The sequence below is a fragment of the Mucilaginibacter sp. KACC 22773 genome, assembly GCF_028736215.1.
Lineage (GTDB): Bacteria > Bacteroidota > Bacteroidia > Sphingobacteriales > Sphingobacteriaceae > Mucilaginibacter.
Genome location: NZ_CP117883.1, coordinates 467459 through 490460, shown reverse-complemented (window position 1 = coordinate 490460; position 23002 = coordinate 467459). Strand labels below are relative to the sequence as shown.

18 protein-coding genes are annotated in these 23002 nt (G+C 43.8%); 12 read left to right on the top strand and 6 right to left on the bottom strand.

The window, feature by feature from the left end; genetic code table 11:
• Nucleotides 1–130 precede the first annotated feature (130 nt).
• Together PQ469_RS02090 and PQ469_RS02085 are read left to right on the top strand one after the other, a co-directional pair.
• Complete coding sequence (locus tag PQ469_RS02090) at nt 131–3061, top strand: ATP-binding protein (RefSeq protein ID WP_274211505.1); 2931 nt, start codon at nt 131–133, stop codon at nt 3059–3061.
• Nucleotides 3062–3363: 302 nt separating this feature from the next.
• Nucleotides 3364–5025, top strand: a complete 1662-nt coding sequence (locus PQ469_RS02085; RefSeq protein WP_274211504.1) for a glycoside hydrolase family 28 protein — start codon at nt 3364–3366, stop codon at nt 5023–5025.
• 39 nt (nt 5026–5064) lie between these two features.
• On the opposite strand, the gene PQ469_RS02080 is transcribed toward PQ469_RS02085, so the two are convergent.
• The 5 genes from PQ469_RS02080 to PQ469_RS02060 form a co-directional block, all read right to left on the bottom strand.
• Entirely contained in the window at nt 5065–5523 is a 459-nt protein-coding gene (locus tag PQ469_RS02080; protein WP_274211503.1) for an SRPBCC family protein, read from the bottom strand.
• A complete protein-coding gene (locus PQ469_RS02075) occupies nt 5504–5845 on the bottom strand; it encodes an ArsR/SmtB family transcription factor (RefSeq protein WP_090642197.1) in 342 nt (113 codons plus the stop codon). Before PQ469_RS02075 ends, PQ469_RS02080 begins: the two co-directional genes overlap by 20 nt.
• A 327-nt stretch (nt 5846–6172) precedes the next feature.
• Nucleotides 6173–6586, bottom strand: a complete 414-nt coding sequence (locus tag PQ469_RS02070) for a hypothetical protein (RefSeq protein WP_274211502.1) — start codon at nt 6584–6586, stop codon at nt 6173–6175.
• 300 nt (nt 6587–6886) lie between these two features.
• Nucleotides 6887–7483, bottom strand: a complete 597-nt coding sequence (locus PQ469_RS02065; RefSeq protein WP_090642191.1) for a hypothetical protein — start codon at nt 7481–7483, stop codon at nt 6887–6889.
• A gap of 462 nt (nt 7484–7945) precedes the next feature.
• The gene (locus tag PQ469_RS02060; protein ID WP_090642178.1) at nt 7946–8527 is read right to left on the bottom strand and encodes a hypothetical protein; all 582 of its coding nucleotides are present in this window, start codon (nt 8525–8527) and stop codon (nt 7946–7948) included.
• A 672-nt stretch (nt 8528–9199) separates the two neighbouring features.
• Between PQ469_RS02060 and PQ469_RS02055 the strand changes: the two genes are divergently transcribed.
• From PQ469_RS02055 to PQ469_RS02040, 4 genes are all read left to right on the top strand, one after another.
• On the top strand, nt 9200–12229 hold the full coding sequence (locus PQ469_RS02055) for a ligand-binding sensor domain-containing protein (protein ID WP_274211501.1): 3030 nt from the start codon (nt 9200–9202) through the stop codon (nt 12227–12229).
• A 52-nt stretch (nt 12230–12281) separates the two neighbouring features.
• A complete protein-coding gene (locus PQ469_RS02050; RefSeq protein WP_274211500.1) occupies nt 12282–12908 on the top strand; it encodes a response regulator transcription factor in 627 nt (208 codons plus the stop codon).
• Between the two features lie 130 nt (nt 12909–13038).
• A complete protein-coding gene (locus PQ469_RS02045; protein WP_274211499.1) occupies nt 13039–14841 on the top strand; it encodes an IPT/TIG domain-containing protein in 1803 nt (600 codons plus the stop codon).
• A gap of 415 nt (nt 14842–15256) precedes the next feature.
• The gene (locus PQ469_RS02040) at nt 15257–15769 is read left to right on the top strand and encodes a hypothetical protein (protein ID WP_274211498.1); all 513 of its coding nucleotides are present in this window, start codon (nt 15257–15259) and stop codon (nt 15767–15769) included.
• 21 nt (nt 15770–15790) lie between these two features.
• Here the strand turns inward: PQ469_RS02040 and PQ469_RS02035 are convergent, their stop codons facing one another.
• A complete protein-coding gene (locus tag PQ469_RS02035) occupies nt 15791–16000 on the bottom strand; it encodes a hypothetical protein (protein ID WP_274211497.1) in 210 nt (69 codons plus the stop codon).
• Between the two features lie 491 nt (nt 16001–16491).
• On the opposite strand from PQ469_RS02035, the gene PQ469_RS02030 reads away from it, so the two are divergent.
• From PQ469_RS02030 to PQ469_RS02005, 6 genes are all read left to right on the top strand, one after another.
• Nucleotides 16492–16989, top strand: a complete 498-nt coding sequence (locus PQ469_RS02030; RefSeq protein ID WP_274211496.1) for a GNAT family N-acetyltransferase — start codon at nt 16492–16494, stop codon at nt 16987–16989.
• A 10-nt stretch (nt 16990–16999) separates the two neighbouring features.
• Nucleotides 17000–17491 (top strand): MarR family winged helix-turn-helix transcriptional regulator, encoded by a 492-nt coding sequence (locus PQ469_RS02025; RefSeq protein ID WP_274211495.1) that lies wholly within the window; start codon nt 17000–17002, stop codon nt 17489–17491.
• Between the two features lie 161 nt (nt 17492–17652).
• Entirely contained in the window at nt 17653–19677 is a 2025-nt protein-coding gene (gene uvrB, locus PQ469_RS02020; protein WP_274211494.1) for an excinuclease ABC subunit UvrB, read from the top strand.
• Nucleotides 19678–19880: 203 nt separating this feature from the next.
• Nucleotides 19881–20129, top strand: coding sequence for a DUF4834 family protein (locus tag PQ469_RS02015; RefSeq protein ID WP_274211493.1), 249 nt, complete (start codon nt 19881–19883; stop codon nt 20127–20129).
• Nucleotides 20130–20135: 6 nt separating this feature from the next.
• Complete coding sequence (locus PQ469_RS02010; RefSeq protein WP_274211492.1) at nt 20136–20423, top strand: hypothetical protein; 288 nt, start codon at nt 20136–20138, stop codon at nt 20421–20423.
• 91 nt (nt 20424–20514) lie between these two features.
• Nucleotides 20515–23001 carry a YfhO family protein gene (locus PQ469_RS02005; protein ID WP_274211491.1) on the top strand — a complete coding sequence of 829 codons (2487 nt, stop codon included), beginning with the start codon at nt 20515–20517 and terminating at the stop codon, nt 22999–23001.
• Nucleotide 23002: the final 1 nt, after the last annotated feature.

Below are 23002 nucleotides of genomic sequence, written 5' to 3'. Positions count from 1 at the left end.
AAAGGGCATGGTAAAAAAAATAACTACCAGTTAAACCAGCCTGTTTATAAAATGCCTTTGATTCCCGGCCCGAAAGTATTATTTTTGAGTGATAAGAATTATTTCTCATTTTCTGCCTATTATCGGAAATATGTTTTTAAACAAGCCTTTATGGCGCACCCTGCTGTGGTGTATGTTGCTGTGCGCCGCTAACGGGGCATACGGGCAGGATACTGTGGTAATACGCGGCAGCAGTTTTGGAACATTACACGAAGTATCCCTTCGCGATTCCCTATGGTTTTTTCATGCCGGAGAGTTGCCCCAGGGGAAACTGTCCTTAAACAGCACCAACGGCTGGAATGCGTTGCACTATACTGCTTTCGGAAAATCTGATCCACCACCTGGGTGGCAGGGGCTTGGCTGGTTTGGCCTGTGGCTAAAAGTTGACACAAACCTGGTGGGCAAAAAACTCTCCTTCCGCATCAATCACGATGGGGCATCTGAAATATTTATCGACGGAAAACAAGTAGGGGGCTATGGTAAGGTTGGCCATTCGGCGCAGCAAATGGAAGCTATACGCGCCCCAAGAGACCTTATCCCGCTGTGGTTCAATGACACACGCCCCCATCTCATCACCATGCATTACTCCAATTATTTTGGCGTTTACGCCAACTTTTTGGGGTTTGAGGCTTTGATAGGCGACTATGAACCGTTTTCAAAACACATTACCCACAGCAGGCAACTTTTTAGCTTTGTGCCCATGTGCGCGGCTGCCGAAATTATATTGGGCGTTTTACATTTTTTGTTGTTCCTTTTTTATCCCAGGCAAAAACTAAATTTATACTATGCACTTTTTGTGCTATTGGTGGGTATTAACAGCATATGTATTTACTTGTTTTATTTTACAAGTTTTCCGTTAGTGCAGTATTATGCCGACTTTTTAACACAAGAATGCAAAGTTTTGATGATGTGGGGGGCCGTGATGCTACTTTATGTGCTGGATTATGGCCGGGTACCACGTTGGCGTGTGGTTGCATTAACCGGCGTGAACATGCTTTATTTCATAGGGTACTTTTTAAATTATTTTATTTTACGGGCCAATGTACACGACGATTATTTTTCTGTGGTTTTCTTTGTTTGCATCATGGATGGTTTTTGGTCTGCATTCCATCTAATCAAAAAAAAGCAGCGGGGTGTATGGCTTATCGCTACAGGCGTGGTAGCAGTTGTACTGGTTTACTTTTTTGCCTGGGCCGATGTGTTTCATCTATGGACCTATGAACTCAATTCTGTACGGGTGTTTGTAATGAGCATAGGCCAATTGATTCTGCCGCTTTGCCTGTCACTTTACCTGGCGCTTGATTTTGCCCGCACCAACCAAAACCTGGCAGCTAAACTGGCCGAAGTAGAAAAGCTATCTGCCCAGGCGCTTGCACAGGAAACCGAAAAAAGAGAACGAATAGCAGCCGAAGCTAAACGGCTTGAGGAAATTGTGCAACAACGTACGGCCGAACTTAGCGAAAAGGCTGATAAGCTGCGGGAAATGGATGTAGTTAAATCCCGTTTTTTTACCAATATAACCCATGAGTTTAAAACACCGCTAACACTTATTATCAATCCGGCCAATGAGCTGCTATCTGTCGCCACCGGCACGGATGCCACAAAATACATACGGCTCATCCTGAGTAACGCCGCGCGGTTGCTCCGGCTTATCAATCAATTGCTTGACCTGAGTAAGCTGGAAAGCGGCTTAATGGAAGTGAGCAGGGAACCATTAGATTTTGTGGCCCTTATCAGGATGCATATACACTCATACGAATCATTGGTTGTGCAAAAGGGGATCAGGCTGCATTTTGCATCAGACTGGGATAAGCTTTGGATATCGGGCGACCGCGACAAGCTGGATAAAATTATCCTCAATATACTTTCAAATGCCATCAAGTTTACCGACAATGGCCGGGTAGAAGTACTGCTGCAAAAAGATACCGGTGCACCTGGCAATGTTTTGAGCATAACAGTAAGGGATACCGGGCGCGGCATTCCTGCTTCAAAACTGCCGTACATTTTTAGCCGGTTTTACCAGGCCGACCCTTCAGATACCCGATCGGCAGAAGGTACGGGCATAGGGTTGGCCGTAGCTAAGGAGCTGGTAGAATTGATGGGAGGCCAGATAAGGGCAGAAAGCATGGAAGGGCTGTTTACAGAAATTAATATCCGCATGCCCTACGAGGTTGCCGAAGCTGGCGGGAGCCCGCTGGCAGAAACCGTGTACAGTGAAGCATTATATTCCACCAATGCGGACGACAGTGCTCTGCCGGTTGTCGACACCGACAAACCACTGGTATTGCTCATCGAAGATCATGATGAGCTGAGGGAATTTATGCAGCAATCGCTTACCGGTAAATACCGGGTTATAAGCGCGGCCGACGGGGATGCAGGCATTGCCTTAGCATTGGAGCACATCCCCAACCTTGTTATTACCGATTTGATGATGCCCCGAAAAGATGGTTACCAGGTGAGCGCCACACTCAAAAAAGATGAAAAAACCAGCCATATACCCATCATCATCCTCACAGCGAAAGCTGATATGGACAGTAAGGTGCAGGGTATCGAAACCGGTGCGGATGCCTACCTGGGCAAACCTTTTGATAAACGCGAATTATTTGCCCTTATAGAAAACCTGATCAATGTGCGCAATCAATTGCGCGAACACTATAGCAGCCGCGACCTCTGGTTTAGCGATGTACTATCGATGCCCTCAATTGAGCAAGACTTTATCGCCCGGGTACGCAACGCGGTAGAAAGCCACCTGGATGAGGAGGGCTACAGCGCCGACCAACTTGCCCGCGACATAGGCCTCAGCCGCACACAGCTGCATCGCAAATTAAAGGGCCTTATCGGCCAGGCGCCGGGCGAACTGATCCGTATTATTCGCCTTCAATACGCACATAATCTTCTCCAGCGCCGCGTTGCCACCGTATCTGAGGTGGCTTATATGGTGGGCTTCAGCAGCCCGGCCAGTTTTTCGGCCAGTTTTTCCCGTCACTTCGGTTTTGCGCCCAAAACGGTGGGGGTAATGTAATTACCGCAGGTTGCCGGCCGGCAATTTGCACCAAACTCGAAAGCATTTGCAACGCACACTAATATACTTTGCCCGTTTTCGCATTTTAAGGCTTCACCCCTAAAAATGCCCCCCAATATGTTGCCCGGCAGGAAAAAAATACGGCCCGCCTTAATTATGACAATCGGGATTATTGTTTAGCCAAAACAGGTTAATATCCCCATCAAAATAAACCTAATTTTGATTTTGGCCGATACCTTAATAACCAATTATAGCAAGTTAAACAGGCCTGGGAAACATTTTATTTTATTACCTGACAACCAATGGAACCTCACGACGATAATTTTTCAAGGCGCAACTGGTTAAAAACAGTTACAAAAGCATCCGCAGGCGCCGGCATGATTGCTGTAGCGCCCACTTTTTTACACGCACAGCCTGCAAACATTCAAAAAACCGATCCGATGTTGGGTACCCGCATTTATAACATTATGGACTATGGCGCCAAAGGCGATGGTGTAACACTTAATACCAAAGCACTGCAGGCAGCCATTGATGCCTGTAATAAAGATCAGGGCGGCACCGTGCTGGTGCCGGCCGGGGTATTTGTTATCGGCACGGTTGAGCTGAAAAGCAATGTTACCCTCCATATAGCCGCACAGGGTAAATTACTGGGCAGTGCCGATGGTAAACAATATTACGCAGCCCAGGCCATCCCGCTTACCGGCGATACTACATTAAATGATGGCAATGTAGGCTTGTTATTTGCCGTAAAGGCCGAAAACATCCGCGTTGAAGGCCCAGGCACTATTGACGGGCAGGGTGCGCAGTTCCGTAGCCCCACAAAGGGCGCGCCATCGCCGGCCGGCATCAGCGGCAATCACCGCCCCTATCACCTGCTTTTTTACCAATGCCAAAATCTTGTCGTTAATGATATATATCTTAAAGACTGCGCCTATCACTCTGTACGCATTATTCAAAGCAGTTATGTAAAGCTCGATGGCATCCACATCCGTGGCCGGGTAATCCATAATAACGATGGTTTTCATTTCATCAGTTGTCAATATGTTCATATGGTTAACTGCGATGTGCAATCGCAGGACGATGCCTGCGCGCTGTTTGGCAGTTGCAGGTTTATAACCATTACCAATTGTACATTTAGCACACGCTGGTCGGTTTTCCGTTTTGGCGGCGGGGTTGCCGAAAATATTACCATCTCTAACTGCATCATTTTAGAAGCCTATGGCTGCCCTATAAAAATGCGTTGCGAACGGCACTCGCGGATGGAAAACATCTCGTTCTCCAACCTGATGATGCATAAGGTAACGGGCCCTATATCAATTGGTATGGGCTCGGTAGATGATCCGGGAACTGCGCGTAATATATCTTTCAATGGCATTCATGCCAATGTGGTTATCCCGGTGCAACTTGCTGATGCCGAATTTACCAGCAACTATCACCCTGGCGAAATCAAATCATGTATAGCCATTAACGGCGCCGAAGGCTTTTTGCTCGAAAATATTAGTTTTAACGATGTTCATATCACCTTTGCCGGAGGAGGAACTGCAGAAGACGCGGCCGTACGCGATGTACCTAAAAACGCGGGCGAATATTATGCCGACGGAGTTTTCCCGGCTTATGGTTTATATGCCCGTTATGCCAAAGGCCTTACGCTAAATAACGTAAGGTTTGAAGTTGCCACGCCCGAATTGAGGCCCGCCCTTGTTTTTGACCAGGTAACAGATGCAGCTATAAATGGCCTCAGCGCGCGGGGCAATAAAGAAGCCGAATCGGTACTGCGGATGATTGATGCGCAAGATGTTTTACTAACCGCAACGCGTGTACTTAGCCCGGCAGCCGTTTTTATGCGCGTTGAAGGCGCCGCCTGCAGCAATATTAAAATAGACGGCGGCGATATTTCAAAAGCCGGCAGCCCCTTATCCTTCGCGGCCGGGGCTACCAAAAATGCAGTAAAATTGCGCGATTAGCCTTTTTTTAAGGTGTTTCGCCACAGGCTACGTTTAAAACTAACTTATACCTTTTACGTATTGGTTTAGCTTTTCTATATTTTGCTTTAATCCTTCATCGGCTTTAAACGTTTTTACCACCTGTATAAATTGCTCGTGCGTTTCAAACAGCATATGCCAGCTCAGGTGTGTTTGGTCGCCCTGTGCCTCAAATTCAATAGTGGCAACAAACTTTGGGCTGCTCACATGCTCATATACAATTTTTTTGAGCCGGATGACCTCCTTAAATACACTTTTGTTTTTATAATCTGTTCCGTCGGGGCCATGCATTACCAGGTCCCATTCGCCGCCGGGTTCAACATCCATTTTACTTATGGTGTTGGTAAAACCATTGGGGCCCCACCATTGGGCAATATGTTCGGGCTGGGTCCATACCTCCCATACCAGTTCAACCGGGGCATCCAATGTGCGTGTCAAGCGTAATTCGCGGTCGGCAGTGTTACTTGTTGTGTTTTCCATTTCGTTCATTTTTTAATTGTACTACATAGTTTTCAAGGTTATCTAATTTACTTTCCCAATGCTGGCGGTACTGGTCTACCCAGGCCGATACCTCGCTGAGCTGATCGAGCCGGGCTTCGCAAAACCTGTCGCGCCCTTGCTGCTTAACGTTAATAAGGCCGCAATCGGCCAGGATCTGGATGTGCAACGATATAGCCTGGCGTGTAACATCAAAGTTTGCAGCTATAGTGTTTACATTATGCGGCTGTGTAGCAATCATGTTAATTATAGCCCTTCGGGTAGGGTCGGCTATGGCCTGGTAAACATCTCGTCTGGTTTTCATTTGCGCAAGTATTTACTTGCAAATATAAATGCAAGCTTTTACTTGCGCAAATTTTTTTAAAGTAGATTTGAGAAACAGCCAGGGAGCAGAACTAAACTGACAACATAGAGGCGGGCTTTTGGTACCAAAGTATGTGTACCACTACGGACGAGACACCCTGAAACACCCTGGTACGCCCTGGTACGCCCTGAAACACCCTGGTACGGGGTGGTACACAACTGGTAGTTTATATTTTTAAGTAAAACAAAATATCATAAATTAATACCAGCAAAAGACCTTGCAGTAGCTGAAGGCGGCAGCGACAAAACGCTTGCGATAGCTGGGGAATTATAACTTATTTAGCTTTCTCCATTTCAATAAAGAAATATATTGCCCATTTAAGTCAGCAATTTCAATATGGTTTTGAATATTATGTAGATAAACAAAGGTTTTATTTATGCGGAAGTTATAATAAACCTCAAATCTAATTTTACTCGAGTATCCCACTTGAATGTCATAGTTTGGGTTAAGAGTTGAAGGCCTTGATCTTATCAAAATAGAAATTCGCGCCTTAGCTCCTTTGATTTTAGTTAAAAAAATAGCTTTCTGCCTAACTTCCTTAAGCTTATAAACATTATCAGATATCCAAGATTCCTCTTTTGTTGAATCGGCAATTATCTTGTAATTTGCGTTTGCTTTGGCTGAAAATTGAGTAGTTAATAAAAAAACAATGCCCACGTATGTGATAGTTAAGAGTTTCATAAGTGATTTTAGATTTTGTATATCCTCTTTATCTTTTTCAAGTTTGCCCTACCGCTACCGCAAGGCTCCAGCCCTGTGGCCCACATGCTAAGTATACTCCATACCTTTAGGCCAATTAACCATGTTTGTTGTTTAACCTTAATACTTTTATATTACTCTTTTGCTCTGTTTAAAAATACAAAATCCCGGATGAAACGTGCATCCAGGATTTGCATATTCATTACTTAGCATGGCGTTTACCTATCAGCGGGCCACAAGGCTGGAGGCAGCGAAAAACGCTTGCGATAGCTGGGGGAATATTTATCGATATCTATTCAAAACCGGAGCATTAACGTAGTTTGCACGCAAACTGTCAAAAAGCAGAAAATCTTTATATAAATATTGAGAATTAATTTGATTTTTCTGAAAAAATGGACTCTTATAATATACGGCTTGCCCCACAGTTACATATCGGGGGACGTCAAACTCGAGCCTTTCAATAAATGACGATCCAGGTTTTATATCGCGCATTGGCAGAACCCGAAATTGATTAAAAAATGTTACCTGCGATTTATATTCTTCTACAGAATCGGCTTTAATGCCATTTATTTCCCGGGTTGTATAAAACTCAAAAGCCAATACATGCTTATATCGATAATAACGGGTAACACCATATTTAAATTTGTTAATCGTTTCAAAATGAAGCGTATCATCATTGTTTGTAAAGTCCGGCATATATTTTCCCGGGATATAAATGGTGCTATCGGTGTTATTTGTAATCTTAACATAAACCGTATCATTCTCTTTGAGGCAGAATAATGAAACGCGGCGTTGCCTTACTTCTTTTTTAGGAGTTGCGAAATTACATGAGGCCATGAACGTGCATAAAACCAAATAAAAAAATACATTTTTTTTCATATTCTAAATACATATTAAAACTAATGATTGAAGTTACTTTCTTTATGCAAGGGATCAAACGGTCTTAAAGGTAGGTTGAGATCTTGCCGAATTTCGTTTTCATCGTCAACTGCATTCCCTTTAGTTGATCCTTCGCACCGCAAGCCTCCTGGCTTGTGCCTCAGCTACCGCAAGCCCCCCGCTGCCGCAAGCCTCCTGGCTTGTGACCCGCATGCTAAGGTACACGCCATGCCTTTAGGATAATCAACAATGTTTATTGTTAACCTTAAAGCTCTTGTATTACTCTTTACTCCGTTTAAAAATACAAACACCCGGATGAAATTAAACATCCGGGATTTGCATATTTATTACTTAGCATGGCGTTTACCTATCAGCGGGCCACAAGCATGGAGGCTTGCAGCAGCGAAAAACGCTTGCGGTAGCTGGAGATAGCGGTCACGCCGCCGTTTACAACCAATCTAATCAATACCACCTGATTGAACCATTTAAGGGATAAATTTTCCTTTCCCTTGCGACAGACAATCCTACAGTCTTAATTTCGGCAAACCACTGTCGATATTGAGCATAAGCCTTAGCTATACCTTTTTCATTCATCGTTAATATAGACTCATCTCTTTCATCAAACAATGCCGGAAATGGAGAGTAATTAAATGGGTGACTAAAATATAATTGGTTAATTATGAACAAAGCCTCAACCTGCAACGAGTATTGCTTTGTTTCGCCCATGAAGATCTCAGACCTCAAAGAATTATAGCAAATGACTGGTAAAATACAAGGTCTTTTATCTCCTTCAATTTTTAACAATTCACTAATCATTGCAATCGTGTCTTTTTCGGAGTATATATCAATACCCATCTTTATCGGATAAGACATTTCAACGGTTTTACTCTTTCTATTTTGAATTTTAAATGAATGATCCTTACTCTTAATGGAAAAACCATCTTTGTAACTATAATCAAATTCTATTATCTTAAAATATTGTCCAAAAGATGTTTTATACATTCCTATACAAAAGAATAGTATAAAAAATAGGCGTCGCTTCATTATTATTTCTTTTTTGCTTGTTTAACAAATTCTGCTATTTCTTTTTTATCTGTTATCATCCTGTTTCCCCCACCCGCTGCCGCAAGGCTCCAGCCTTGTGGCCCACATGCTAAGTATACGCCATACCTTTAGGCCAATCAACAATGTTTGTTGTTAACCTTAATGCTTTTGTATTACTCTTTTGCTCCCTTTAAAAATACAAAATCCCGGATGAAACGGACACCCGGGATTTGCATATTCATTACTTAGCATGGCGTTTACCTATCAGCGGGCCATAAGGCTGAAGGCGGCAAAAAACACTTGTGGTAGCTTGCCAGACATTCCAATAGCGATAGACTACGAATAACCGGGAAGATATAAGCATCAAACGATACCTTGTTTTTATTGCCTGATCGGGGTCAAATGATCCCGGTACCAAAGGGACTTGTATTGGCCAACAACAGCATAAATATTTGGATGCTTCTAATTTGATCGATCAATTTAGTGTTAACCATGTTAAAATACAAATAATTGATTATTAAGTATTTACAAAAAATATATTTGAAATATGTTAAGTTATGTTAACCCTATTAGCTGCGTTTGCCCTGATGGTACCAGGCTGTTTGTATGTTAAAATATTTTTTAGCCAGGCAAACAATTAGCTGAATACCATATCTTTAACTATCTCGAAAAATGTACCGGAAATTCATTCTACTTTTACTGCTGAATGGTGTGCTGCTTGTCGTGCACGCACAAAAGCTGGATAAAATCCGGCCGGCTTATATTTCTGTAAAAGATGGTTTGCCTGATGCCACTATCAATACAATTTGCCAGGACGATGATGGCTTTTTATGGCTGGGCACCAACTACGGCTTAAGCCGGTATGACGGGGTTGAGTTTAAAAATTTTCATCATTCCAGAGCAACAAGCTCGCTGCCGGGCAATAATATCATCTCCGTACAAAAATTCCCCGGGCACCGGTTACTGGTAGCCACATCAACCGGCTTATGCATGTTTAATACAAGGGCCAATACATTTAAAAACCTGCTGGTGCCGGCTTCGGCAAAAATGTTCCCTTTCGAAAATAATTTCTATATCGTATCGGTAGATAAGCAAAATAATATCTGGGCGGCCTCGCAAACGGGACTTTATAAACTTGATCAAAACCTTAACATACTTCAATTTATCAAAGGGCCTAATGACCAGGGAGCAACCTGGGTTATGTTCGTAGAAAGCATCCACGCCCTACCCAACGGGAGCGTTCTTTTCAGATTGGTGAAGGGTAAAAAAATTCAATATCATATTTATACTCCCACAAGCAATAAAATTATTCCGTTAAACCAGTTAAAGGGGTATCCCCTATCGGTGATAGATAGTTTAAATGTCAGGGATATCGCATTTGATAAAAACGGAAATCTGTGGTTTGTGAAACACATGGTTGATAGTGTTTTCTTTTTGAATTCCATATCAGGCCAGGTAACGGCCTCAACTTTCAATCATTTGCCCGGAAAAGGCCAGATATATTATAACACGCACATCAACCTGCTAAACAATGGGCTTGCAACTTGTACCCTAAGCGATGGTGGGCTGGCGTACTGGAACACTGATACACCGGCCATTGGGCATAGCGGCTTTAAAAGCGGCATATTATTACCCAAACAACATGTGTTTTGCACGTTGTTTGATACCGAAGGCAACCTTTGGGTGGGCACCAACAATGGTTTGTATAAGTTTACGCTGATAGCCAACGGGGTTTCTACAATTGAGCTGCCGGCATATAACGCCGAAGATCAGCGGGGGATAGATCTATCGGGCACTTTTGTGGTTAAGGACCATATTTTTTTAACCACCACCGGTGGCGGGGTATTTTACACCAATCAGATCAATTCGCCATGGAAGGAAATATTAATGGGGGAAACTGCCGGCGTAAATGATACCTGGAATATCAGGGCTGCGGGCAGGGATAAATTTTGGATAGGTACGCAAAGAGGTATATATGAATGGAAAAAAGGCCAGGCCGTGCCCCGGCCGGTAAATGTGCCATTGATTGGAAAATGCCCCGTGGTAACCCAATTTACCGACAAAGAAAACTTTCTTTGGATGGGCCTTGGCGAAGGGAATGGTCTTGCCGCTTATAATTTAACCAATAATAGGCTACAGCTTTATTCAAAAAAGGATAAAAACAATCCACTGCCCATCAGGTTCCCCGTTTGTATTGCCGAGGATGAATTTGGCGATCTGTGGATGGGCGGTACCGAAGGCCGCGGGCTGGTAAAATGGAGTCGTGCTAATCATAAATTTGTGCTGTTCCCCACGGCTTATAATACCGATTTTGATAATGGCGTTATCAACGCCATCTATGCAGATGGCAGGGGTAAAATATGGATGGGCACTAATGCTGGCCTGGTGAAATTTGACATCAGCAGCCAAAAATTTAAAAAGGTTGATATGCCCGAAGCCCTATCATCAAACACCGTTTACAGCCTTGCTGCCGACAATAAAAGCCGCCTATGGATTGGCACTAAAAACGGGTTAAACTGCATGGAACCCGGTACCGGCCATTTTTTTTTATTTGGCGGTTACTACCCATCGTCAGAAGATCCTGTGTTAAGCGTAAAGTACGATAGCACCGTAAATAAGGTGTATTTTAATACCGCACATATATTTTACAGTGCAATACCAAACCAATTGCTGCGGCCGCGCCGTGCCACGGGCGTATTAATTACCGCTGTAACTTCATCGGGCAATAATTTAAATCCGGCCCAAAGCATTAGCCTGCCGGCAAACGACAATAATATCAGTATTGCTTTTAGCGCGGTTAACCTGGTTGACGGCATGCAGAACCGATATTATTACCGGCTTAATAACTTGAGCAAAAATTGGATCTCGGTAGGTCGAACCCGGCAAATATCGTTTTCAAACCTGCTATCGGGCAAATACACTTTCAGGGTTAAAGCACAAATGGCAGATGGTACAATGAGTACAAACCAGGCCACTTTGCTTTTTTCGGTGCAAACTCCTTATTATAAAAGCTGGTGGTTTATCGTTTTAGCAATCATAACCGCCGGCGGCATTATTTATTTCGTCTACCTTAACCGCATCAGGCAGCTATTGCGGGTTCAGGCTATCCGCAATAGTATCGCCACAGATTTACATGACGACATCGGCTCAACCCTCAGCAACATCAATATACTTACCGAACTCAGCAACGCCAACCTATCGGCACCAGAACAAGCCCGGCGATTTTTGAAGCGGATAACCGAAGAAGTAAATACATCCAACCAATCATTAGATGATATTGTGTGGAGCATAAACACCCTAAATGACAGCTATGAGCAAACCGTGGCGCGGATGAAAAGATACACCGCCGAATTGTTTGAAGGTGCAAACATTGCCTATCATTTCCATTTTGACGAAAAGATAGCCCACAAAAAGCTGCACATGGAAAAAAGAAAAGATATTTACCTGGTATTTAAAGAGGCGGTAAACAACATTTACAAACACGCCGCCGCAACGTATGTCGACATTAGCCTGCAAACCAACCAAAACCATTTGCAAATGATTATTAAAGACAATGGCAAAGGCTTTGATACAACACAGCCTACGGCACGTAACGGTATAAAAAACATGAAAATAAGGTTAGCAAAGTGGAAAGGGAGTATTTCAATTTTGTCGGCCAGCAATGAAGGTACTTTACTTACCATTATAATACCCCTGCTTTAATCACTCAAAAGAGTGATAGGCCTGTTGAATAGTAAACCGTAATTTAGCACTTATGCCGGTAAGTATAGTTTTATTTGAAGATAATGACCGCCTGCGCGAATCATTGGCCTACCTGCTTAACAGCGACCCTGAGTACGCAGTTAAAGGCGATTTTGATAATTGTAACCAGGCGGCAGAGATCATAGAACGGCTTAAGCCTGATGTTGTGCTGATGGATATAGATATGCCGGGCAAAACTGGTATAAGCGGGGTTGCTATGGTAAAACAAGCCCGCCCGGAAACTGCCGTAATCATGTACACTGTTTTTGAGGATGATGAGAAGCTTTTTCAGTGCCTTTGCGCCGGGGCCAACGGTTATTTATTAAAAAAAACGCCGCCGGCCCGGCTGTTTGATGCTATCCGCGAGGTATTGGATGGTGGTGCGCCCATGTCGCCCGTAATTGCCAGAAAAGTGCTCATGTCATTTCAGCAAAAAAACGACAACCAATACAACCTCACCTTGCGCGAAACTGATGTGCTGCAGCTTTTAATAAAAGGGAACAGTATTAAAATAATAGCCGATGAGCTGAATATGGCTTTTGACACCGTACGCTCGCACCTCAAAAAAATATATCTAAAACTTCATGTAAACTGTGGCAAAGAAGCGATAGCCAAGGCGCTGAAGGAAAAAATATTGTAATAGGCTGATCAGGAAGGTTTGCCCGCAATTCACTCAAAAAGAGGATTGACCACCATCCTAAATATGCTCAATTTCATAGGCAAGTAAATGCGGTTTTAACACTTCGCGCTAAAACATCAAACTATACCTTATGAAAACAAAGCTCAGCTACTCCATTTGTATATTTTTTGCGATACTTTTTGTTTCGCCTGGCTGTAAAAAAAGCAGCCCGATAATCATACCTGTAAAACTGCCCGCGGTTAATACCATCAGCCCCGCTTCCGGCATTGCAGGCACTGTTGTTACTATCAGCGGCGCAAACTTCAGCGCTACGGCCGCCGATAATACCGTAAAATTTAACGGAACTGCTGCAAGTGTTACATCAGCTACCGCAAGCACTTTGGTTGTAACAGCGCCCGCGGCTGCCAGCACCGGGGCCATAACCGTAACCACAACAGGCGGAACCGCCACCGGGCCGGTATTTACCTACTTAATGGCGCCAACAGTTGCCACAATCAGCCCTGTTTCGGCCAAAGCAGGGGCTGCCGTAACAATTACCGGGACAAACTTTGATGCAACTGCTGTTAATAACACCGTAAAATTTAACGGTGTGGCAGCAACTGTTACATCGGCTACAACCACAAAATTGGTGGTTACCGCGCCGGCTGCGGCCACCAGCGGGGCCGTAACTGTAGCCACATCGGGCGGAACCGCTACCGGGCCTGTATTTACCTACATTGTAGCCCCAACTATCACGGCAATTAATCCGACATCGGCTGCCGAAGGTGCATCAATTACCATTACCGGGACCAACTTTGATGCCGTAGCTGCTAATAATACGGTTAAATTTAACGGGACCGCTGCCACCGTTACCACCGCAAGTACTACGCAACTGGTTGTTAAAGTGCCAGGCGGCGGCAGTTCGGGTAATGTAACCGTTACCACTGTTGGCGGCACATCTAATGGTATAGCTTTTACATACACCGTAGCCGGCCCAAGTGTGTATGTACTTGGGTCTGATATCGTCAAAGGCTTTGGTTATTGGAAAAACTCATCCTTCACGGCCATAACCGATTGTACAACCCCTTACGCTATGGTTGGCTCCGGTACCGATATTTATGTAGCCGGGCCTGCATCTACCAATACACCAACTTATTGGAAAAATGGCACAGCTGTGCATCTATCTTCACAAACAGGGTACACGTTTTCGATAGTTATTTCGGGTACCGATGTTTATTGCCTTGGCCAGATTAATGGTACTTACTATGTATGGAAAAATGGCACGGCTACCCAGTTAACAACTACAACAGTCACTAATATCGGAGGCTCGGGTACAAGTAATTATTTAAACAACGCTTTAGCCGTGAGCAATGGCGACACATACGTGGCAGGGGCGCGATACCTGGGAACTTCTACCATTTTAAAAGCCACTTACTGGAAAAACGGCACCCCAATTGACATAACCGATGGCATACACTCAGGTAACGCGTTGGCCACGGCAATAGCTGTTTCGGGCGGCGCCGTTTACGTGGCCGGCACTGAAGAAATAAGGGACCCTGGTACGGGCGGAATCATAAATAAAGCACCACGCCTCTGGAAAAATGGCGTTTCTATCCCGTTAAACACACCTGGCAACAGTTTATTCAACAGCGTTTCCAGCATACTGGTAGCGGGCAGTGATGTATATGTAGGCGGGCAATACAATGGGGCAGGGGCAGTTTGGAAAAATGGCACCATGCTTGCTCCATCGGCCTATGCAGTTGCCGAAAACGTATCTTCGCTATTCTTATACAATAACACCGATTTGTATGCGGGCGGTGCATCATCGTCATCGGGCGAAAACGGTTACTGGAAAAATGGCAGTTTTGTTGAAATGGATCCCGGATGCACCGTACTGAGCTCAGGTTGTGCGCGTACATCGGCTAACCAGGTTGTTTCTGTGTATGTTAAATAGCGTGAAGGGTATACCCAAGCGGTAAATTATAATCATTAGCGGATTAAATCACAAAAGCCTCACGTACGTACGTGAGGCTTTTGTGATTTAATGGGTATACAAAAAAGCAGTTACCTTTTATCCCGAAGGTTACTCATCAATAAAATAAAAGTATAAGCTTCGTCGTCATACCTTCTTACGTCTGCCACCAAAGCAATGTTTTTTATAATATCTTTTTCAATTATAACATCATAGCCTCCCGAATTTAACTCATTGCAATGCCGGCAAAGTTCATTTACAGGATTTATTGAGGGAGCTGTTGTCGCTGGCATCCACTGTTCTGCAAGAAATAATTTACGTGAACATTCGTTATTTTTGAATTAAAAAAAGCTTACATTCATACTAATAAATCAACCCGAAAATGAAAGCAATGCAGATGAAAAAACTATTCCTTTTTGCTGTTTGTTTGGCATTTATTTGGCAATCGTGCAACAAAAACACCGCGCCTGTGGTGGCTGCCAGTAGTGCTATATCGGCAACTATCGACGGAACCAATGAAAGTTTCAATACTATTGATAGTTCGGGGTATCGCAATACAGCAACATATTACTCGGCTTTTATTTCGGCAAAAACCGCCACCTCCGCTACCGCCGATAAAATGGAACTGGATATATATTCGCCAAATCCCATTGCCGTGGGCACATACAGCCTAACTAAAAATTACAACCCGCCATTCGGAATTTTAATCATCTATAAAATTAACGGCAGTAGTAATTTTGCCAATGATTATGTTATTGATTACACCGGCAACCATCCGGCATCTATAACCGTATCATCCATCAGCAGCACCAATATACAGGGCGCTTTTAACGGAACTTTAATAGCAGCCAACAACTCCGGCGCAACCAAAACTATTACCAACGGCAAATTTAACGTCGATGTTAAATAGATGTCCAGCAAAGCTCGTGCGTTACCTCATAATTATCGTAATAAGCCCTATGGCAGCACGATAAAGCTGGAGCCGGGTTAACCGGATAGGTTTCAATTTGAACGAGGCAAAAAGCGCAAGCCATTGTTTTATTTCGGTATGCGGATTTGTGTCCTTTAATGCGGATGTATATATAATAGCGAACATGCATACAGCCATAGTAATGTGGGTGAGTAAAAAAAATGTGTTCATGGCGATAGTGTTAAGTGTAAATATTTTTTTGTTTACACCCATGATTACCAAATAAATGCCAGCCACTCAAATACCTAAAAATCAAACAGTTAATTAATATTGTTTTATAACAGTGCTGCGATATATCGTTAAAACACGGCCGGATGCACGTTATTTGATTAACGGGCAATGAAGTTGCGGTAGCAAAACACCGGAGTTACATTTTGCCGGAGCATAATCAATGTACAACAATATTATTTAAGCCATTTCCCGGAACTCCCTACAAGGCCCCGATTCTGCCCCTATCTAATTTTTAAATGTATGTTGTTTTGATATCAAAATCTGGTACTCTCCTCACAACCGGTTAATTTGTTCCTGGTAAAATCAGGCTTTAAAAGGAGCGTGATTTTAGCCATCATTTATTAGTGTTATGTCATAAAATGCATCACAAGTAAATTTTTATTTGCAATATATGTAGTTAACTACGTAGATTTGTACATAAATTAATTGTTATGGATACTTCGCTTGAAATTACCCCTCTTGATAATGCTTACTGTGAGCAGATTATTGACATTATACTGCCCATACAGCAGATAGAATTTAACGTACCCGTAACGCTGGAAGGCCAGCCCGATTTGCTGGATATTGAAAGCAATTACCACCAAACCGGCGGCACTTTCCTGGGCGCCAAAATTGATGGCGAACTGGTGGGCACCATAGCCCTTATTGCCATTGACGGTAAGGCCGGGGCATTGCGCAAAATGTTTGTACGCAAAGAGTACCGGGGCAAAGAATTGGGCATTGCGCAGCGTTTACTGGATGAATTGATTGCTTATTGCAGGCTACAGGATATTACAGCTATATACCTGGGTACGGTGGATATGCTGAAGGCCGCCCACAGGTTTTACGAAAAAAATGGCTTTACCCAACTGGCCAAACAGAATTTGCCGCCATCGTTCCCGCTGATGGGCGCCGATAATATTTTTTATGAGCGACATTTGAACAATTAACCACAAGCGGATGAACGTTATTGATGAATCGGGCATTTTAGCCATCAGCACTCGGCTGCAGCGCCTGGCCGATACCCTGCGCAAAGACGGCGTGCTGATTTACAAGGCCAACAATATTGATTTTGAACCGAAGTGGTTCCCGGTTATTTATACCCTGCATTTTAAACCCGTGCTAAGCGTGGTGGAGCTGGCAAACGAAATTGGGTACACCCACCCTTCCACCATCAGCCTGCTCAAAGAGCTGGAGAAGGAAAAGCTCATCCGGTCGAAAAAAGATAAGGCCGACGAGCGCAAGCGCCTGGTGATGCTCACCTCCAAAGGCCAGGAACTGGTGGAGCGCATGCGCCCCGTTTGGGACATATTCAAAGCCGCTGCCACCGAACTTACCAACACCCAAAACAACCTCATGAAAGCCATTGACGAGGTAGAGGAACAAATAAACCTGCAAAGCTTTTTCGCAAGGGCGCAGCGGTTAAAGGGTGTGAAACAGCAAATGGAGTGATCGTTTTGCGTCAGTCCAGGTCGAACATAAATCGGGAACACCTGTTGTAAATAAATATAAAAGATCGGCATCAACTGTTGTTGACATACTGTTGTCATTATTGCCTGCTTAATTTGATCTGTAAACCCTATTGCGGGATTATTTGTATTTTTACATTACACATGGATTTTAATTTAACTTCCCAATACTTCCCAACCGGCGATCAGCCCGAGGCCATCAGGCAACTGGTTGAGGGCGTAAACAATGGCGATCCGTTCCAGACTCTTTTGGGCGTTACGGGCTCGGGCAAAACATTTACGGTGGCCAATATTATCCAGCAAACGCAAAAACCCACGCTGATACTAAGCCACAATAAAACCCTTGCGGCCCAGCTTTATGGCGAGTTTAAGCAGTTTTTTCCGGAGAACGCGGTTAACTACTTTGTATCCTATTACGACTATTACCAGCCCGAGGCTTTTATACCCACTACTAACACCTACATTGAGAAGGACTTACAGATAAACGAAGAGATTGAAAAGCTACGGTTGCGTACCACTTCAGCCCTGATGTCGGGGCGCAGGGATGTGATCGTGGTGTCGTCTATATCGTGCATTTATGGTATGGGTAACCCGGAGGATTTTGCACAATCAGTATTTAAATTCGCGGTGGGTACGCGCATCAGCAGGAATGCATTTTTACACCGGCTGGTTGAAATACTGTACGCCCGCACTACTGCCGATTTTAAGCGCGGCACCTTCAGGGTTAAGGGCGATACGGTGGATATTTTCCCGGCCTATATGGACTATGCCTACCGCATTTCCTTTTTTGGCGATGATATTGAGGAACTTACAACCTTTGATGTAAGCACCGGCAAAACCATCGAGAAAATGACGCACATGGTGGTTTATCCCGCCAACCTGTATGTAGCCCCGCGCGAACGCTTTGTGCAATCAATCTGGGCGATACAGGAAGAACTGGAAACCCGCAAAAAGCAATTCATAAACGATGGCCGTTTCCTGGAAGCCAAACGCCTGGAAGAACGGGTTAATTACGACCTGGAGATGATACGCGAATTGGGCTACTGTTCTGGCATCGAGAACTATTCGCGCTTTTTTGATGGCCGGCTGCCGGGTGCGAGGCCCTTTTGCCTGTTAGACTACTTCCCGGATGACTACCTGATGGTTATCGATGAAAGCCACGTTACTGTCCCGCAGATCAGGGCGATGTATGGTGGCGACAGGTCGCGCAAAATGTCGTTGGTTGACTATGGTTTTAGGCTACCAGCCGCATTGGATAACCGGCCGCTCAACTTCCAGGAGTTTGAAAAGCTGGCGCCGCAAACGGTTTATGTGAGCGCAACACCCGGCGATTTTGAGTTGGAAAAATCGGAAGGCGTAGTGGTACAGCAAGTTATACGCCCTACGGGATTGTTAGATCCTGTTATAGAAATACGGCCGGTGATAAACCAGGTTGATGATTTGTTAGATGAAGTTGACCGCACCATAAAAATGGGCGACCGCGTTCTGGTAACTACTCTTACCAAACGTATGGCCGAAGAACTGGCTAAATACATGGACAGGCTGGGTATTAAATGCCGTTACATCCACTCCGAAGTAAAAACCCTGCAAAGGGTAGAAATTTTGAGGGGATTACGCCTTGGCGAATTTGATGTACTGATAGGGATTAACTTATTACGTGAGGGACTGGATTTACCGGAAGTATCGCTGGTTGCCATCCTGGATGCTGATAAGGAGGGCTTTTTAAGGTCAGAACGTTCGTTGATTCAAACCATTGGCCGCGCCGCCCGTAATGATCGCGGCCGGGTTATCATGTATGCCGATAAGATTACTGATTCGATGCAGATAACGATGGATGAGACCAACCGCCGCCGTGAAATCCAAATCGCATACAATACCGCACATGGCATTACACCAACCACAGTAGGCAAATCCCGCGAAGAGATCATGGAACAAACATCCGTTGTCGACTTTAAAGGGGGTGTTCAAAAAGCTTATGTAGAAGCAGATATGGCAACGTTGGCAGCCGACCCTATTGTTCAGTATATGACCAAGCCCGATCTGAAAAAATCAATAGATAATACCAAAAAAGAAATGCTGGCCGCCGCCAAAAATATGGACTTCCTGTTGGCAGCCAAACTACGCGATGAAATGTTTGCATTGGAGAAAATGATGGAGGAGAAGTTTTAATTGGATGTGCAAATTTCAAATATGCAGATATGCAGATGAGTGATTTTAAACACCGACGACAATGTATTGATTGTAAAATGATTGCAAGATTTTTCCATCTTTATACATAAAAAACATCTGCACATCTGAAATTTGCACATCTGCACATCTAAAAAACAATTTATCCGTTATATACTTATATTTGTAAGCTTAAAATTAATCAGATGTTACTTATTCGTTTCCTGATCATATCAATTTGTGTTTTATACATTATCCGCAGTTTAATGCGGTACCTGATACCTGCTTTATTTCAAAGCGTTATCAATAAAGCACAGCAACAGGCGCAGCAGCAGCAAAACTATCAGCAAAGAAAGCCGGAAGGCACTGTAAAGGTTGACTATATTCCCGAAGGCAAAAAAGGTAAGTTACCGGATACCGAAGGTGAGTTTGTTGATTATGAAGAAGTAAAATAACCCTGTATGTTGCCAGACGAAGTATACAAACGACGCCCAAACCACAATAACACGCCGGAATCAATTACCCTGATCATTGCAAACTTTATTGTTTTTGCTGTGGCTACACAGTTATTTGTATCTGCTGCCAAAATTGGTACTTTTTTTTGGGTGGTGGTTGGCGCACTGGCGGTTTATAACTTTTTTAATATCCGTAAATACCGCGAGGATTATAATAAAGGTCAGGTGATAAGTTACATTTTAAGCCTTATTATCATGGTTATTTTCTTTTTTGTAATGCGCGGCCGTTCCTAAAATTGTAAAGCAATTCGTTTGCAACTAATAATTCCTATTCCCGTTCAAATTTCTATTTTTGAGGAATTAATCTCCATTTCAAAAAATATAAATGAATAACTGGTTCAAGCGCAATAGTATTCACCTCATTATTGCGGCAATTTTTATAGCAATTTCCTTTGCTTATTTCATCACTCCGTTAACACAGGGCAAGGTTTTATTTCAAAGCGACGTATCTCAGGCGCAGTCCATGCAAAAAGAGATTAACGATGTCAGGGCGGCAACCGGTAAAGCGCCGTTATGGACCAATCAGATGTTTGGCGGGATGCCTGCCTATCAAATCTGGGCCGCATTCCCATTAAACCTCACAACACATGTGATTAGCGTTTTGAAAACCGTGTTCCCCAACCCGGTTGATACGGTATTGCTTTATTTGCTGGGAGCCTACCTGCTATTCAGCGTATTGCGGCTTTCGCCCTGGTTGGCGGCAGCAGGGGCAATAGCTTTTGCGTTTTCGTCATATAACTTCATCTATATCACCGCGGGCCATAGTAACCAGGCTTATGCTATAGCATTTTTTGCCCCTTTGCTGGCAGGCATTATTTTAACCCTACGTGGCCGCTACCTTTTGGGTGCTTCGCTTACAGCGTTTTTTCTTGCTATGGAAATCCGCAGTAACCACGTGCAAATGACTTATTACCTGTTGTTATCAATAGCTATATTATTGGGCATCGAACTTTATCACGCTATAAAAGACAAGCAAACCAAGCCATTTTTAAAATCGATAGGCTTTTTGGTGGCCGGTATTGTGTTGGCCATCGCGGTAAATGCAAGTATATTGTGGACCACTTATGAATATAGCCAATATACCATCAGGGGCAAAGCAAATTTAACTGCCAAAGGCACAGCGGGCCCTAACCATGGTTTGGATAAAGATTATGCTTATACCTGGAGCCAGAGCGTTGGCGAGTGCCTTACCTTTTTGGTACCAAACGCCTATGGCGGTGGCAGCAGCACAGTTGTTGATGACGACTCCAAAGCAGTAAAAATATTAACCGATAAAGGTGTTGATGCAGGCCAGGCACAGGGTTTTGTTGCACAATCAATGTACTATGGTAATAAGCCGAGTACATTTGGCCCGTGGTATTTTGGGGCTGCCATATGCTTCCTGTTCATTTTAGGGCTGCTGATTGTTAAAAACCGTATTAAATGGTGGGTTTTAGGAGCAGTATTACTGAGCATGTTATTGTCTTTTGGCAAAAACCTGCCTTTCCTGTCCGATTTCTTTTTCAACTACGTACCCATGTACAACAAGTTCAGGGCGGTTGAGTCGACACTGGTGATAGCGGCATTTTGTTTCCCAATACTGGCTTTACTTGCAGTGAACGAAGTTATCACCAATACCGATAAGGCATTTATTTTAAAGCGTGCTAAAATCGCCTTTTACATTACCGGCGGTTTATTATTACTGATGATAGCCATTCCGCAGGCGCTATTGAGCTTTAGGGCAGATGAGCACCAGGCTTTTGTGGCTAACCTTACACAAATTTTTAAAGGTGATACAGGGATGGCAAACTCGGTTGCCAACGCCGTAGTGGATGACCGGGTGAGTTTGGAGCGTGCAGATGCCATTCGTTCGTTAGTTTTCGTGTTGTTAACAGCCGGTCTGTTATGGTTAATTATTAAACAAAAAATTCAAGCGAATATTGCTGCCCTGCTATTGGCTGTTATTGTTATAATTGATATGTGGAGCGTTGATAAACGCTACCTTAAAGATGCCAATTTTGTGGCCAAATCCGACCTGGAGCAACAATATACACCGCGCGAGGTTGATCAATTTATCATGAAAGATACCGATCCTAACTTCCGCGTATTTGACATGACATCCGGCGATCCTTTTCATGATTCGCATTCATCATATTTCTACAAAACAGTAGGCGGTTTCCACTCGGCCAGGCTAAGACGATTTGATGAATTGATTGAAAACCAATTTACCAAAAGTGTAAACCACGACGTGCTTGATATGCTGAATACCAAGTATATTATTACCGCAGATCCTAAAACCGGAAATGCTGGTATGCAGGCCAATTCCACGGCTTGCGGAAATGCCTGGTTTGTGAAGAGCGTAAAATTCGCCGATAACGCCGACCAGGAAATGCAGGCCATCAGCAGCTTTTCGCCAAAAGACGAAGCCATTGTTGATAAACAATACAAAAGTATGATTGATGGAAAATCAGTAGGAATTGATGCTTCATCAACCATAAAACTAACAAGTTATACGCCGGAACACCTCACGTATGAAAGTGGCTCAACTGCGGCACAAGTAGCCGTGTTCTCCGAGATCTATTATGATAAAGGATGGAAAATGTTTATAGACGGCAAAGAAGAGCCTTATTTCCGGGCCGATTACCTGTTACGTGCTGCTGTGATTCCGATAGGCAATCACAAAATTGAATTTGTTTTCCACCCTACGTCTTATTATGCAGGCGAGAATATATCATTAGCAGGATCTATCCTGCTGGTATTGGCTCTTGGTGGAGCAGCGTATAACGAAACAAAAAAGAAAACGATTGCCAAGCCGGCTACAAAAAAGGCTTAAT